Below are 14874 nucleotides of genomic sequence, written 5' to 3'. Positions count from 1 at the left end.
CCCATGACCGACGCCACGCTGGCTCAGCTCGACGCGCTGCCGACGGACGAGCTGCGGGACCGCGCGTTCACCCTCGCTCGGCAGCGTCGTGACCTCAAGTTCTTCTGGGACCTGTTCACGCACGTGACCTACAGCGACGACGACACGCAGGACGGCTGGATCGGCTCGCTCGACGCGAGCATCGACGACGCGGTCGCCCTGTGGCGCGAGGTCACCGGCCATCACTACGGAGACGCGGAGCCATTGGTCCGGGCCGCGTTCATCGACTACATCATGCAGCACGGCAAGTAGCACGAGCGCCGGAGACATCGACAAGAGCGAGCATTGACGTAGTTAACGGCATCGGTTTAGGTTTCGCGGCCGGCGGGCCTAATCCGGGTATGGCAATCACGCGATCCCGTTACCGCACCGCGACGAGTGCCGGCACGCTCGTTGCCTTCCTACTGGTGCTGATCTTCGGCAGCCCGTCGTACGTCGACTGGGCCCGGTCGGCCGACCGTGGGATCTTCCTGGAGACGCTGGCCTGGCCGGCGTGGAGCTTCGACTCCGACGCCTCGGTGCGCGACCTGCTCGGAGCCGATCTCAAGGCCATCCTGTTGGTCGTCTTCACGGCGCTGTTCATCTCACTGCTCGTCGGCGCGCAGCTCGCCAGCGCGCGCGGCACCCTCTCGGCGATCCTCACCGGCTGGGCCGCATACATGTTCGCCGCGGCGCTCGCCGTCTTCATCACGTCGTTCCTGCTGCCCCACGCCTCGCTCGGCCAGGCCACCGTCAGCGCGGCCGCCGGCGCGGGCTACGGCCTGATCGTCGGCTGGATCATCGGCCTGGCGACGATGGCCGGGCGGCGGCCGTAGTCCCGCGCGGTACCGGATCAGGCAGACGAATCCACCCCCGCAGACGCCAGGGCGACCTGGACGTCGGCGGCGGTGAGCGCGCCGAGTGGCGAGTCGCCGTCGCGCACGACCACGGCGCCGCGGCCCGCGGCGAGCATCGCCCCGAACGCCTCCCGCAGCGTCGCGCCGGCCGCCACCACCGGCGCGCCGTCGCCCGCCTCGGCGACGGGCCGGAGCCCGTCGGTCGGGATCGGCGTCACCGACAGCCGCATGATGCCGCGGTCCTCGCCGACGAACTGCTCCACGAAGTCGTTGCCCGGCCGGGCCAGCAGCTCGGCCGGCGTGGCGTACTGCTGCAGCTGCGCGTGGTCGGACAGCACCGCGATGCGGTCGCCGAGCTTGATCGCCTCCTGCAGGTCGTGCGTGACCAGGATCGTGGTCGTGCGCACCGCCTCCCGCAGGCGAAGGAACTCGTCCTGCAGGCGGCCCCGGTTGATCGGATCGACGGCCGAGAACGGCTCGTCCATGAGCAGCACCCGTGGGTCGGCGGCGAGCGCGCGGGCGAATCCGACCCGCTGGCGCTGCCCGCCGGACAACTCGTGCGGGTAACGGCCCGCGTATCGCCCCGGCTCCAGGCCGACCAGCTCCAGCAGTTCGTCGGTGCGCTCGGCGATGCGCTGGCGGTCCCAGCCGAGCATCCGCGGCACCGTGCCGACGTTGGCGCGCACGGTCTGGTGGGGGAAGAGCCCGACGTTCTGGATGACGTACCCGATCCTCCGGCGCAGCTGTACAGGGTCGGTGGTGGTCACGTCGGCGTCGTCGATCAGAATCCGGCCGTCGCTGGGCTCGATCAGCCGGTTGACCATCCGCAACACTGTCGACTTGCCGCAGCCGGAGGGGCCGATGAGGACGGTGACCTCGCCGCTACCGATCTCGAGGCTCAGCTCGCCGACCGCCACCGTGCCGTCCGGATACACCTTGCGCAGCCGATCGAGCGTGATCGGCGCGGCATCGTGCTTCGCGGTAACGTCCACGCATGTCCTTCCTGGCTCGTGGTGAGGCGGGCAATCCCTGGTTCTCCTGGACGTATATCCAGGACAACTACGACACACTCCGGGATGCGCTCCTCGACCACGTCGTGATCACGTTGTGGTCGGTGGCCATCGCGGTGGTCATCGCGATTCCGCTGGCGGTGCTGGCGTACTGGGTGCGCCCGCTCGCCACGCCGATTCTGACATCAGCCGGCGTGCTTTACACGATTCCGTCCCTGGCCCTGCTGGCCTTCCTGGCCCCGTTCATGGGCACCGGGCGGTCCCCGGTGATCGTGGCGCTGACGTCCTACGCCCTGATAGTGCTCATCCGCAACGCCCTCACCGGCCTGCTGCAGGTGCCCGAGGACGTGCGCGAGGCGGCCACCGCGATGGGGTACACCAGGCTGGCCCGGCTCTGGCGGGTCGAACTGCCGCTTGCCCTGCCCGGCATCCTCACCGGGCTGCGGCTGGCGACGGTCTCGACAGTGGCGCTGGTCACGGTCGGCGCGATCGTGGGCTCCCAGGGCGGGCTCGGCGGGCTGATCCTGGCCGGCTTCCGCAACAACTTCTACAAGGCCGAGATCGCCACCGCAGCGGTCGCGTGCGTCGCCCTGGCGCTGATCTTCGACCTGGTGCTGATGCTGGTGATCCGGCTTCTCACGCCTTGGACGAGGAGGCGGGCGGCGTGAGCGGTTCGGAGCGCAGTGAAGCGGAGGTGTCGGCGTGAGCGTTATCGGTGACGCGTTTGTGTGGTTCAACGACCCGCTGAACTGGACCAATCCCGGCGGCATCCTGGATCGGCTGCAGGAGCACATCGAGATCTCCGTCGCGGCGGTCCTGCTCAGCTGCGCGGTCGCCTGGCCGCTGGGCATCACGCTCGGGCGCCGCGGCGCCGCTTCCGGGGTCATCGTGCTGCTGTCCAACGTTACCCAGGCCGTGCCGGTCGTGGCGCTGCTGACGATCCTCACGCTCACCCCGCTGGGCCTGGGCATGCCCGCCGTCGTCATCGCGCTGGCCGTGTTCGCGGTGCCGTCGCTGCTGGCCAACGCGTACACCGGGATGCGCGAGATCGATTCCGAGGTCCGTGACGCGGCTCGCGGCATGGGCATGACCTCGGCGCAGCGGCTGTTCCGGGTCGAGCTGCCGTTGGCGGTGCCGTTCCTGGCCACCGGCCTGCGGATCGCGACCACCACCGTGGTGGCCACCGCGACCCTGGCCACCGCGGTCAATGGCGGCGGCCTCGGGATGATTATCGCGGCCGGCTTCGGGTTAGGGCCCGGCCACGGCGGGCAGATTCTCGCCGGAGCGATCCTCGTCGCGGGCTTGGCCCTGCTCATCGACGGGGTGATGGCGCTCATAGAGCGCAGGATCACACCACGGGTGCTGCGGCGGGCGGCGGGCCGGTCGTGAGCGCTGCCATGAGGGTCCGGTGACCGGGTCGTTACGAAAACGTGCCTGGTTGCGGTTGCCGAATTTCCATTGCCGGAGTTGCCTAGCTGGAAGCGGGCGGGCTTCATTGCCGATAGCGCCGTCCGTCGGACACGCGGCCGGTCACAGTGACCGCGCCGGGACACGGAAGGCGGGCCATTTTGCGAACAGCCATGCGCACCACGCTCGGGATCGTCCTCAGCCTTGCCGCCCTGGGCCTCGGCGCCTGCGGCAAGGAGGGCTCCTCGGGCACGGCGGCGCCGGCCAGCGTCAGCGGGGCGGGGTGTGCCCCGATCGCCGGGGAGAAGCTCGTCGTCCTCGACGACGACAAGAAGCTCCAGCAGGCGGACAACGTCATCCCGGCGATCAACACGAAGGTCGCCGATCCGGCCATCGTCGCCGCGCTGGACAAGGTCTCTGACGCACTGACCCCCGAGAAGCTCATCGCGCTCAACAAGGCGGTCGACGTCGACCGTAAGACCTCCAAGGTCGCGGCGGAGGACTTCGCCAAGGCGGAGAACCTCACCACCGGCATCGAGAAGGGCAAGGGCGGCGCGATCAAGATCGGCGCCGCGGACTTCTCGGAGAGCGCCACGCTGGGCGCCCTGTACGAGATCGTCCTCGACGCCGCCGGCTACGACGCCTCGGTGCAGACCATCGGCAAGCGAGAGGTGTACTACGGCCAGCTCACCAAGGGCGACATCCAGGTCGTGCCGGAGTATGCCGCGACCCTGACCGAGTTCATCAACCAGTCGGTCAACGGCAAGGACACGACGCCGCTCGCCTCGGGCGACGTCGACAAGACCGTGGCCGCGCTGAAGGACCTCGGCGGCAAGCAGGGCCTGTCGTTCGGCAAGGCGTCCAAGGCGACCGACGGCAACGCGTTCGCGGTGACTGCGGAATTCGCCGCCAAGCACGGCGTGAAGACGCTCAGCGACTTCGCCGCGAAGTGCTCGGGCCAGGACACGGTCCTCGGCGGTCCGGCGGAGTGCCCGCAGCGGCCGTTCTGCCAGCCGGGTCTGCAGAAGACGTATGGCATCCAGTTCGGCAAGGTGCTGAGCCTGGACGCCGGCGGCCCGCAGAGCAAGGACGCGCTCAAGAAGGGCTCCGCGTCGATCGTGCTCGTGTTCTCGTCCGACGGCTCGCTCGGCTAGCCACGGCTAGCCTCTGGGTTTTCATCGCTCGTATTTCGTCCCCTCGTACCGCTTCGCCGAGGCGGTACGAGGGGACGTTTCGTTTGTGCTGAAGAGGGGGTAAGTTCTCTGCTCATGCCAGCCGCCGAGTCCACCGGATCCCCCGGAGGATTGTTGCGGAGCACCAAGCTGCTCCAGCTGCTCTTCTGGGGCGGGGTCGGCCTTTCGCCGCTGGCCGCCCTGCTGCTGCTCGTGGGCAGCGGGTTCGTCCTGCAGGTCGCGGCGGTGCTGGCCGTCCTTGCCGTGTTGCTCATCGGTCTGTCGATCGCGCTGCGTCCCGGCGGCGACACGGTGCGCGGCGAGGTCGAGGAGTTGGTGTACGAGGAGATCGACACCCTCCGCGAGGACATCCGCGGCGACATCACGCACGCGGCCCGCGTCACCCACGGCCAGCTCATCGAGCGCATCGGCGTGCTGCACGAGACCGTGGACGCGCTGCGCAACCAGGTCGACATGATGCGCGGGCAGCTCGATCGCGCCGCGGCGCAGGCGCCGCCGCCGCACCCCGTCGGCTCGGCGTCGGTGCCACAGGGCGTTCTGCGGCACACCGAGACCGTCCAGGTCACCACGAAGACGATGGTGGTCGATCCCACCGAGCCTCGCTCCGGCACCGTCTACGGGGCCTCGCCCCCGCCGCGGGCGGAGATTCCGCAGCAGCGCCGCTCCGAGCGCCCCCCGAGCCGCCCCGAACCGCGCAGCGGGCCGGTCCTGGATCGGCCCGACCAGTGGGCCGGTCCTGGACCGGAGCACCGGGAGGAGCAGCGGCCGCACTCCGACCGGGGCTTCGACCGCCCGGAGCGGGCCGGCCGGTCCGAGCGCTCCGAGCGCTCCGAGTGGATCGAGCGCGACCCTCGCCGTGACGAGCGCGGTCGTGACGAGCGCGCCCGCGAGGACTCGCGCGAACAGCCCCGGCGCGACGAGTCTCGCGAGCAAGCATGGACCGAGCATCTGCTGGACGAGCGCATGGCCGGGGCCGACAGCGGTGACTGGCCGCAGTCCCAGCCCCACGGGGAGGTCGAGCGGCGCGGCGGCGGGCGGCGCCGGGCGCCGGACCAGGACGACGAGGGCAGCGTCTCCGGCGTGCGCACGACCGACCGTTGGGCCTCCGTGCACAGCGACGAGCGTGGCGGCCGCGAGTTGCGCATGGGCGAGCGGCGGGCTGCCGTGCGTGCCGACGAGACCGGCACGCACGTGCGCATCGAGGACCGCTGGGCGAGCGTGCGGCACGAGGAGTACCACCCGCAGGATCGGAACACCGGCGGGCATCGGGAAGCGATTGAGGACGACCGCGACGGGCGGCGCGGCTCGCCCCACGACAAGCGCGACGACGACGGGCACGATCCGCGGTACGACGCCCGCTACGACTCCGGCACCGAGAGCCCGCGCCGCTCCGAGGCCCGCAGGGAGCGCGAGCGTGACTGGGCCGCGCACGAGCCGGAGCGCGGCGGCCGTCGGCGCGCCGAGGCGCAGTGGTCGGACAGCACCCATGAGGAGGGCCGCCGCGACGAGACCGGCACGACACGCTGGTCGGAGACGCGCCGCGACCGCCCCGCCCTCGGCAGTTCGCCGGCGGCGCTGCCCGCCTCGCCCGCCGAGCCCGCGTCGCGCTGGACCTCGGGTCAGGGCGGCCCCTCCGGGGCTGGTCGCGAGGAGGAGCGCGTCTCGCGGCGCGCCCGGGCGGACGACGAGGAGGAGTACGGCTGGAACGGCGCCCGCGACGAGCACCGCGGCCGCTCCGCACGGCAGATCGTCGACTTCGAGGGAAACGACGACCGCTGGCGGTAGGCGGGTCCGCCAGTCGTCGCCGACTCCTTACCGATGTCTATTTGTCGATGTCGCCCACGACGAAGAACATCGAGCCCAGGATCGCGATCAGGTCCGGCACGAGCGTGCCCGGCAGCAGCGTCGACAGCGCCTGGACGTTGGCGTAGGACGCGGTTCGCAGCTTGAGCCGCCACGGCGTCTTCTCGCCGCGGGAGACCAGGTAGTAGCCGTTCACGCCGAGCGGGTTCTCGGTCCAGGCGTAGGTGTGGCCCTCCGGCGCCTTGACCACCTTCGGCAGCCGGACGTTGACCGGCCCGGTGAGCTGGTCGACCCGGTCCAGGCACTCCTGGGCGAGGTCGAGGGAGACGTACACCTGGTCGAGCATCACCTCGAAGCGTGCATGGCAGTCACCCTCGGTGCGCGTCACCACCGGCACCGAAAGCTCGCTGTAGGCCAGGTACGGTTCGTCCCGGCGCAGGTCGATGTCCAGCCCGGAGGCGCGCGCGACCGGGCCCGACGCCCCGTAGGCGGCCGCCTCGGCCGCGGTGAGCACCCCGACCCCGACCGTGCGGGCCAGGAAGATCTCGTTGCGCCGGATCAGGTCGTCGAGGTCCGGCATCCGTCGGCGGACCTGGTCGATCGCGGCCCGCGCCCGCCCGGTCCAGCCGGCCGGGACCTCCTCCTTGAGCCCGCCGACGCGGTTGTACATGTAGTGCATGCGCCCGCCCGAGGCCTCCTCGAGCACCGTCTGGATCGTCTCGCGCTCGCGGAAGGCGTAGAACATCGGCGTGATCGCGCCGATCTCCAGCGGATACGAGCCGAGGAACATCAGGTGGTTGAGCACCCGGTTGAGCTCGGCGAGCGCGGTGCGCAGCCACACGGCGCGCTCGGGGACCTCGATGCCCATCAGGCGTTCGACCGCGAGCACGACCCCCAGCTCGTTGCAGAACGCCGAGAGCCAGTCGTGGCGGTTGGCGAGCATGATGATCTGCCGGTAGTCGCGCACCTCGAAGAGCTTCTCAGCGCCACGGTGCATGTAGCCGATGATCGGTTCGGCGCTGACCACGCGCTCGCCGTCCAGCACCAGCCGCAGGCGCAGCACACCGTGCGTGGAGGGGTGCTGCGGGCCGATGTTGAGCACCATGTCGGCGGTGTCGAGGCCCGCACCGGTGCCGACCGTCAACTCGGACGTCATAGGGTAAGCCTAGAACGCCCGCCTAGAGGTCCTGCAGGATGCGCAGCGCGCGCGACACGCTGTGCATGGTGCTGGTGTCCGCCACCGCCACACGCTCGGTGAACCAGCGTTTCAGCGGCGAGGAGAGCCGGTCGGGCATCACCACGAGGTCGTCGAGCTCGACCGCGAGCGGCGAGTCGCGCAGCTCCTCGGCATCGGTGACCTCGGCGACGATGACAACGGGAACGTCGGTGCTGTTGAACACGTCCGAGCTGATGATCAGCCCGAGCCGCTCACGGGCACCCTTGATGAGCCACACTTCACCGCGACGCACGCCGTCCACGGTATAGCTCGGCATTCACGAGCGCGATCTCCTCCTCGTCGGCGAGTGCGGCGGCGTCGAGGTCGATCTTCGCGCGGCGCACCGCCTCGGCGTGGGCGGAGAAGATCTCGCGCAGGGCGCGTTCCTGGGCGGCGCGGTCGATCCACGCGCTCAGTGACACGCCGTCGCGCTCGGCCCAGTGGCGCGCGTCGGCGATGGTCTGGTCGGAGAACGAGAGGGTCACCTTCGTCGTCATAGCTAATATGGTACCGCTGGTATGACCATCGGTCATACCCAGTGCGTGACCCAGTGGTGGCCGCCCAGGCCGTCCGGGTCGGTGAGCTCTGCCGCCGCGGAGGAGCGCGACAGTGCGCGCACGTAGCCGGCCGGGTCGCGGGAGGCGAGGCTCAGGGGCGGGCGGGTGCCGTCAACGCCGAGCAGCCGGAGGGCGTCGCGCTGGGGCAGTGTGGGGGAGCCCAGCGAGTCCAGGGCCACCGATACGGTGAGGTCGCACGAGCCGTCGGGCACGGGCGGCACCTCGCGGCCGGCGCGGTAGCCGGTCAGCGTGCCGAAGAGCGGGCGGGCGCCGGCGAAGTGGCCGTAGTCGACGGCGAGGGCCAGACCGCGCTCGACTGCGGCGGTCGCGCCCGCCCAGGCCTCGTCGCGGGGTGCGCCGATCTCCGCTCGGGCGCCCGGCGGGGCGTTGCCGAGGGGCCACCACCGCTCCAGCCAGGCCGCGTCCGCGTCGCGCAGCGGCTCGTCGCCGAGCGCCTCCGTGCCGTCGGTGGAGATCTCGACGTACCGCGGCCGAAAATGCGCGTCGAGCTCGACGATGTCGACCGGGATGTTGTCCAGCCACTCGGTGGCGACCAGGAGCCCGGCGACGCCGGAGGGCAGGGCCGAAGTCCACCCGATCGTGGACGGCAGTTCGCCCGGCCGGGGCGCCTTCTCGACCCCGACGGCACGGACCCGCTGGCGCACCTCGGCCGGCAGCGCGGCCAGCACGCCGGTGAGCAACTCGCCCCGGCCGGCCCCGACGTCGACCAGGTCGAGGCGCGCCGGGTTGTCCAGGGCGTCGTCGAGCCGGCACAGCAGGGTGGCGATCGCGCCGGAGAACAGGGGTGACGCGTGCGCGCTCGTGCGGAAGTGATCCGCGGGGCGGGAGCGGACGAAGAAGCCCTCGGGGCCGTAGAGCGCCGCCTCCATCGCCTGCCGCCAGCGCGTCACAGGAACACTCTGCCCTCACCCCGGTAGGTCGGCACCACGTCCACGATCTTCTCCCCCCGCACGAGGTGTACCTCGTTGACGTGCTCACACAGCTCGCCGGCCTTGGCGTGGCGGAAGTACACCCGGTCGCCCACCCGCAGCCCGGCGGTGCCCGGGCCGACGAGCGGCGTCTGGACCTCGCCGGCGCCCTCGGTCCCGATGAGCCTGAGGCCCTCCGGCAGCCAGGGCCGGGGCTGGCGGGTCGGCGAGGTCTCGCCGGAGGCGATCCAGCCGCCGCCGAGGGTGGTCGCGGTGGCGGCGTCGGGCCGGCGCACCACGGCGAGGGCGAAGAACGCGGCGGGCTCGGGGCGCCACTTGCGGTATCCGTCGAAGAGCCACGGTCCGAAGAGCCCGGAGCCGGCGGCGACCTCGGTCACGGCCGGGTCGGCGGTGGTCGCGGCGACGCTGCCCGTGCCGCCGCCGTTGACGAACTCGAGATCGGCGTGGCGGCGCACCTCGGCGACGACCGCGGCCCGCCGGGCCAGCAGCTCCCGCATCGAGCGCGCCTGGATCGCGCGAATGAGCGCGCCGCGCACCGGCCGCCCGGGTGGGGCGTCGCCGAGGCCGGCGATCTGCGCCTCGTACGACATCAGGCCGACCAGCCGGAACCCGGGCCGGGCGGCGACGGCGGCGGCCAGCGCGCCGGCCTGGCCGGGGCTGTGCACGGGCGAGCGGCGAACGCCGATGTGGATGCCGGACACCGGGCGCCAGGACGCGTCGAGGTCGATGCAGACGCGCACCGGCGCGGCGCGCTGCGCGGGCGGCACCAGGGCGTCGACGAGGTCGAGCTGGTCGGTGCCGTCGATCATGACGGTGATCGTGCGGGCCAGCTTCTCGTCGGTGGCGAGCCGATGCAGCGCGGCCCGGTCGGCGGTGGGGTAGGCGACCAGGATGTCGTCGGCGGTGCCGTGCCCGGCCAGCCAGATCGCCTCCGGAAGGGTGAACGCCATGATGCCGCGCCAGCCGGGGTGTGCCAGGGTCCGGTCGATGAGCGCGCGGACCCGCACGGACTTGCTGGGCACGCGCAGCGGCTTGCCGGCCGCCCGGGCGACGAGGTCCGCGCCGTTGGCGTCGAAGGCATCAAGGTCCACGATCGCGAACGGTGGATCGAGATCGGCGGTGGCCCGGTCGTAGCGGGCCCGCTGAGCGGCACGAGAGCTGGGCACGCCTCACCGTACCGAGACGGCCGAGAATATGAAAGAACCTCGCGTAATCGGCGGTGCTCCGGAAGTGTCGGAGGTGACCTGTAGCGTGAGACCGGAGAATAGGGGGTGCCGCCATCGCCAGCAGCGATCTCTCCGGTTTCGGAGGGCTTCAGGCCGTACTGCGCATCCGGGCCTTCCGCCGGCTCTGGGTGGTGCTGGGTTTGTCGTCCCTCGGCGACTGGCTCGGCCTGCTCGCGGCCTCGACGTTCGCCGCCTCGCAGGTGTCCAACGACGCGGCGAAGGGCGTGGCCTTCGGCTCGGTCATCGCCGTGCGCCTGCTGCCAGCGCTGATCCTCGGTCCAGTGGCCGGCGTCTTCGCCGACCGGTTCGACCGGCGCTACACGATGGTCGTCTGCGACCTGCTGCGCTTCACATTCTTCGCCTCCATCCCGGCCGCTGCGCTGATCATCAACGACGGGGCGCTGGTCGTGGCCTGGACCGCGATCGCCACGTTCGTCATCGAGACCGTCGCGATGATCTGGGCGCCGGCGAAGGAGGCGGCGGTGCCCAACCTGCTGCCCCGCGCCCGGCTGGAGTCGGCCAACCAGCTCACGCTGGCCACGACGTATGGCATCACCCCGGTCGCCGCCGCGCTGGTGCTCATCGGCCTGCAGTGGCTGGCGGTGGCGGTGTTCGGCCACGACGCGCCGGCGTGGGCCGCGCCGAGCAGCGTGGCGCTGTGGTTCAACGCGTTGACGTTCCTGGCCACCGCGCTCACCGTGTTCTTCGGCATCCGGGAGATCAGCGGCCGGCGCTCCGCGAGCGTCGAGCGCAAGCCCGGCATGATCCGCGAGTTCACCCAGGGCTGGGCGTTCGTCAGTAAGACCCGGCTGGTCCGCGGCCTGGTGCTGGGCATCTTCGGTGCCTTCGCCGGCGGCGGCGTGGTCGTCGGCACCGCGAGCTTCTACGCGGTGTCGCTCAGCGCCGGCAACGCCGCGTTCTACCTGCTCTTCGCCGTGCTGTTCCTCGGCCTCGGCATCGGCATCGCGGTCGGGCCGCGCCTGATCGGCGCGCTGTCGCGGCGTCGCTGGTTCGGCCTGTCGATCATCCTGGCCGGCGGTTCCGTGCTCATCCTGGCCCTGGCCACCCACCTCGCGATCGCCGTGGCCGGAGGGTTGCTGGTCGGCGTCGGCGCCGGCATGGCGTTCCTGTCCGGCACCACGCTGCTCGGCGGCGAGGTCACCGACGACATGCGCGGCCGCGCCTTCGCCTTCGTCCAGATGGGCACCCGTGTGGTGCTCATGCTGACCATCTCGCTGTCCAGCGTCATCGTCGGCGCCGGCGGCACCCGCAAGATCGACCTGGGCTTCTACGACTTCGAGGTCTCCAGCACCCGGCCGCTGCTCGCGATCGCCGGCGTCCTGGGGGTGCTCGCCGGCAGCTTCGCGCTGCGCCAGATGGACGACAAGAAGGGCGTGCCGATCCTCGCCGACCTCATCGGCTCGGTCCGCGGCCGCCCGCTCAGCCCCGCCGAGCCGAAGGCGGCGCAGGGCCTCTTCATCGTCTTCGAGGGCGGCGAGGGGGCCGGCAAGTCGACCCAGGTCGCCCAGCTGGCCGAGGCCCTGCGCCGGATCGGCCGCGACGTCGTGGTCACCCACGAGCCCGGCGCCACCCCGATCGGCAAGAGCATCCGCAGGCTGGTGCTGGACCGTCCGGACGACGGCGACGACGTGGTGACGCCGCGTGCCGAGGCGCTGCTCTACGCGGCTGACCGTGCCCACCACGTGACCTCCGTCGTGCGGCCGGCACTGGCCCGCGGCGCGGTGGTCATCAGCGATCGGTACGTTGACTCGTCGCTCGCCTACCAGGGCGCCGGCCGCACGCTGCCGGTCGACGAGGTCTCCTGGCTGTCGAAGTGGGCGACTGGTGGCCTGAAGCCCGACCTGGTCGTGCTGCTCGACCTGGACCCGGCGGCCGGCCTGTCCCGGGCCGGCAAGCGCGGCGACGCGGACCGGCTGGAGAGCGAGTCGCTCGCGTTCCACGAGCGGGTGCGGTATGCGTTCCTCGACCTGGCGTCGGCGGATCCGAGCCGCTACCTGGTGCTCGACGCCACCAACTCGATCGACGCACTGGCGGCCGGCGTCCTGCAGCGTGTGCGCCACCTGATCCCGGAGGACGAGTCGTCGATCGATGCGGCACTGCACGACGCCGCCGAGGTCGCCACCGCCCTCACCGGCGACGACGTCCCGAACGGGGCTGCATCCGGCGAGACCGACCAGTCCGACTTAACTGACCTATCTCGATCGCCCGGCAAGGGCTCGCGGGTATGACCCCGCCGATCTTCGACGAGCTGATCGGGCAGCCCGACGCCGTCGCCACGCTGTCGCGTGCCGTGGCGGCCGGCGACGCGATCGTGCGCGGCGAGGTGCCCGACGCGTCGGGGCAGCAGGCGATGACCCACGCGTGGCTGTTCACCGGGCCGCCGGGGTCCGGCCGCTCGGTCGCCGCCCGCACGTTCGCGGCGGCGCTGCAGTGTCCGAACGGCGGCTGCGGCACTTGCCAGGCCTGCCACACGGCGCTCGCCGGCACCCACGCCGACGTGCGGTTCGTGGTGCCGGAAGGGCTGTCCATCGCCGTCGGCGAGATGCGCGCGCTGGTGCTGCGCGCGGCCAGCTCGCCGACCCAGGGGCGCTGGCAGGTGCTGCTCGTCGAGGACGCCGACCGGCTCACCGAGGCGGCCGGCAACGCGCTACTCAAGGCCGTCGAGGAGCCCCCGCCACGCACGGTATTCCTGCTGTGCACGCCGAGCACCCACCCCGACGACATCTCGGTGACGATCCGCTCCCGGTGCCGGGTGGTGCCGCTGCGCCAGCCACCGGCCGACGCCATCGCCGCCGTATTGCACCGTCGCGACGGCATCGACGAGGCGACCGCCGCCTGGGCGGCCGCCGCCTCGCAGGGCCACGTCGGGCGCGCCAGCCGGCTGGCCCGCGATTCGCAGGCGCGGACCCGGCGCGACGCCGTGCTGGCCGTACCGCGCCGCCTGACCGGCATCGGCGCCGCCTTCGACGCCGCGAGCGCACTCATCGAGGCCGCCGAGGCCGAGGCGGCCGCCTCCGTCACCGAGATCGACGCCAAGGAGCGCTCCGCCCTGGAGACCGCCCTCGGTGCCGGCGGCACCGGCAAGGGCGCGGCCGGCGCCGTCCGTGGCTCGGCCGGGCAGCTCAAGGATCTCGAGCGCCGGCAGAAGTCCCGCGCGACCCGCGCCCAGCGCGACTCGCTCGACCGCGCCCTGGTCGACCTGGCCGGCTTCTACCGCGACGTGCTGGTCCACTCGTTCGACGCCGGCGTCGGCCCGGTCCACGGCGACGTCGACGAGCTCGCCGACGCCGCCGCCGAGAAGTGGGCCCCGGAGAGCACCCTGCGCCGGATGGAGGCCGTCCTGGAGTGCCGGGTGGCCATCGAGGCCAACGTCAAGCCCCGCATCGCCGTCGAGGCCATGATGCTGGCCCTGTGGCGCGGGTAGTTATCCACAGGGCTGATTCGGTCTTCCGTCGTGACCGGCGGGTGCCGTACGGTCACCCAGGGAGGTTGCATGGGGCGTGAGATCGACGAGGCGTGGATCGAGGAGGCGGTCGAGCGCTACCGCCGGATCGAGACGCTGCACGCCGAGTTCGACAAGGCGGTGAAGACCGTCGAGGTGACCGTCCACTCGGCCGACGGGGTGGTCGAGGTGCTGGTCACCGCCGATGGCACGATCCGCGACGTTCGCATCGACGGCCCGCTGCACAATCGGACGAGCGAGGCCTTGTCGCGCTCCGTCCGCGAGGCGGTCACCGCCGCCGCGGAAGCCGCGGCCTGGGCCCGCAAGAAGCTGCACGCCGAGACGTTCGGCGACTATCGCTCGCTGCAATGACGATCCGCGCGGCCGTCCTCGACACACGGCTCAGCGCGCCACGACGGGGGGTGTGAGGTGCCACTGCGCGATCTGGCCGGCCGGCTCGGTCCGGCACGGGCCGCTCGCCCTGCCTCCGGTCGTTACCCTGCTTCGGGTTGCTGGCCTGCTTCGGGCAGTTGCGTCGCTCTCGGTTCTCGACCCGGTTTCGGTCTTCGCCCCGCTTTCGGCTCTCAAGCCGGCGTCGGTCTTGGCTGTGGATTGGGTCTCCGCTCCGGGTCCGGCGTGGACGTGGGTCCGGCGCGCAGGACGCAGGCGGCGGCGATGAGGGCGACGGCCGGTAGCGCGTGGTGTGCGATGGGCTGGGGTCGGCGTGGTGGGGTTCGGGTCGAGGCGGTTTCCGGCGCGGGCGTGGGTTCGGCGTGGTGTGTGGCGGGCTGGGGTCGGCGTGGCGGAGTCCGGGTCGAGGCGGCGGGGGCGTAAATGCGGCTCGAGGACCTCGCGCACCGGCTGGACTCGGCCGGGGATGAGCTCGCCGGCGTGAGCACCACGCTCAGCCTCGTGGATCCCGGGGCGCGCGCGCTCGGCGCCGACGCGGCCGGGGGGCTGGCGCGGGCCGGGCGCGACCTGCACCGGCTGCTTGCGACCGCGTTGACCGCCCGGGGCGCCGAGGCCGCAGCGCACGGGGCGAGGCTCGCCGAGACGGCGCACGCGCTGCGCCAGGTCGCAGCCGGGTATCGCGGCGCCGAGGAAGACTCGCGAGCGATGCCATGACCGATCCAGAGCGAAGCGGCGCCTGGTCTGGCTCGATCTTCGCGATGCC

The 14874-nt window shown here is 72.0% G+C and carries 16 protein-coding genes; 10 read left to right on the top strand and 6 right to left on the bottom strand.

Translation table 11 applies throughout. From position 1 onward, the window contains the following. The first annotated feature begins 3 nt into the window (after positions 1 to 3). Positions 4 to 291, top strand: a complete 288-nt coding sequence (locus AB0367_RS14020; RefSeq protein ID WP_366226644.1) for a hypothetical protein — start codon at positions 4 to 6, stop codon at positions 289 to 291. A gap of 89 nt (positions 292 to 380) precedes the next feature. After that, positions 381 to 854 (top strand): hypothetical protein, encoded by a 474-nt coding sequence (locus AB0367_RS14015; protein WP_366226643.1) that lies wholly within the window; start codon positions 381 to 383, stop codon positions 852 to 854. Positions 855 to 871: 17 nt separating this feature from the next. Here the strand turns inward: AB0367_RS14015 and AB0367_RS14010 are convergent, their stop codons facing one another. Further along, positions 872 to 1867, bottom strand: coding sequence for an ABC transporter ATP-binding protein (locus AB0367_RS14010; RefSeq protein WP_366226642.1), 996 nt, complete (start codon positions 1865 to 1867; stop codon positions 872 to 874). A gap of 2 nt (positions 1868 to 1869) precedes the next feature. Between AB0367_RS14010 and AB0367_RS14005 the strand changes: the two genes are divergently transcribed. The 4 genes from AB0367_RS14005 (at position 1870) to AB0367_RS13990 (ending at position 6270) form a co-directional block, all read left to right on the top strand. Beyond that, the gene (locus tag AB0367_RS14005) at positions 1870 to 2553 is read left to right on the top strand and encodes an ABC transporter permease (RefSeq protein ID WP_366226641.1); all 684 of its coding nucleotides are present in this window, start codon (positions 1870 to 1872) and stop codon (positions 2551 to 2553) included. A gap of 34 nt (positions 2554 to 2587) precedes the next feature. Further along, a complete protein-coding gene (locus tag AB0367_RS14000) occupies positions 2588 to 3274 on the top strand; it encodes an ABC transporter permease subunit (RefSeq protein ID WP_366226640.1) in 687 nt (228 codons plus the stop codon). A gap of 191 nt (positions 3275 to 3465) precedes the next feature. Next, positions 3466 to 4446 (top strand): glycine betaine ABC transporter substrate-binding protein, encoded by a 981-nt coding sequence (locus tag AB0367_RS13995; RefSeq protein ID WP_366226639.1) that lies wholly within the window; start codon positions 3466 to 3468, stop codon positions 4444 to 4446. Between the two features lie 153 nt (positions 4447 to 4599). Continuing rightward, positions 4600 to 6270: a hypothetical protein gene (locus AB0367_RS13990; protein ID WP_366226638.1), complete on the top strand. Its 1671-nt coding sequence runs from the start codon at positions 4600 to 4602 to the stop codon at positions 6268 to 6270. A 37-nt stretch (positions 6271 to 6307) separates the two neighbouring features. On the opposite strand, the gene AB0367_RS13985 is transcribed toward AB0367_RS13990, so the two are convergent. Genes AB0367_RS13985 through AB0367_RS13965 form a run of 5 tightly spaced genes read right to left on the bottom strand, consistent with a single transcriptional unit; the run spans position 6308 to position 10177 of the window. Next, on the bottom strand, positions 6308 to 7444 hold the full coding sequence (locus tag AB0367_RS13985; RefSeq protein WP_366226637.1) for an NADH-quinone oxidoreductase subunit D: 1137 nt from the start codon (positions 7442 to 7444) through the stop codon (positions 6308 to 6310). Positions 7445 to 7466: 22 nt separating this feature from the next. Then, entirely contained in the window at positions 7467 to 7781 is a 315-nt protein-coding gene (locus AB0367_RS13980; protein ID WP_366226636.1) for a type II toxin-antitoxin system PemK/MazF family toxin, read from the bottom strand. After that, positions 7744 to 8001: a DUF6364 family protein gene (locus AB0367_RS13975; protein WP_366226635.1), complete on the bottom strand. Its 258-nt coding sequence runs from the start codon at positions 7999 to 8001 to the stop codon at positions 7744 to 7746. Before AB0367_RS13975 ends, AB0367_RS13980 begins: the two co-directional genes overlap by 38 nt. Before the next feature lie 32 nt (positions 8002 to 8033). Next, positions 8034 to 8951, bottom strand: a complete 918-nt coding sequence (locus AB0367_RS13970) for an SAM-dependent methyltransferase (protein WP_366226810.1) — start codon at positions 8949 to 8951, stop codon at positions 8034 to 8036. A 17-nt stretch (positions 8952 to 8968) separates the two neighbouring features. Further along, on the bottom strand, positions 8969 to 10177 hold the full coding sequence (locus AB0367_RS13965) for an amino acid deaminase/aldolase (protein WP_366226634.1): 1209 nt from the start codon (positions 10175 to 10177) through the stop codon (positions 8969 to 8971). A gap of 191 nt (positions 10178 to 10368) precedes the next feature. Here AB0367_RS13965 and tmk point away from each other — a divergent pair, with 191 nt between their 5' ends. From tmk to AB0367_RS13945, 4 genes are all read left to right on the top strand, one after another. Continuing rightward, complete coding sequence (gene tmk / locus AB0367_RS13960) at positions 10369 to 12486, top strand: dTMP kinase (RefSeq protein WP_366226633.1); 2118 nt, start codon at positions 10369 to 10371, stop codon at positions 12484 to 12486. Continuing rightward, a complete protein-coding gene (locus tag AB0367_RS13955; protein ID WP_366226632.1) occupies positions 12483 to 13682 on the top strand; it encodes a DNA polymerase III subunit delta' in 1200 nt (399 codons plus the stop codon). The genes tmk and AB0367_RS13955 overlap by 4 nt, the downstream gene beginning before the upstream one ends. Before the next feature lie 69 nt (positions 13683 to 13751). After that, entirely contained in the window at positions 13752 to 14072 is a 321-nt protein-coding gene (locus AB0367_RS13950) for a YbaB/EbfC family nucleoid-associated protein (RefSeq protein WP_366226631.1), read from the top strand. A 462-nt stretch (positions 14073 to 14534) separates the two neighbouring features. Then, positions 14535 to 14825, top strand: coding sequence for a hypothetical protein (locus AB0367_RS13945; RefSeq protein ID WP_366226630.1), 291 nt, complete (start codon positions 14535 to 14537; stop codon positions 14823 to 14825). The last annotated feature ends 49 nt before the right edge of the window (positions 14826 to 14874 follow it).

Source organism: Dactylosporangium sp. NPDC051484 (assembly GCF_040689395.1).
GTDB lineage: Bacteria > Actinomycetota > Actinomycetes > Mycobacteriales > Micromonosporaceae > Dactylosporangium.
Note: the sequence above shows the minus strand (reverse complement) of the source record. Positions and strands in the feature narration are given on the sequence as shown.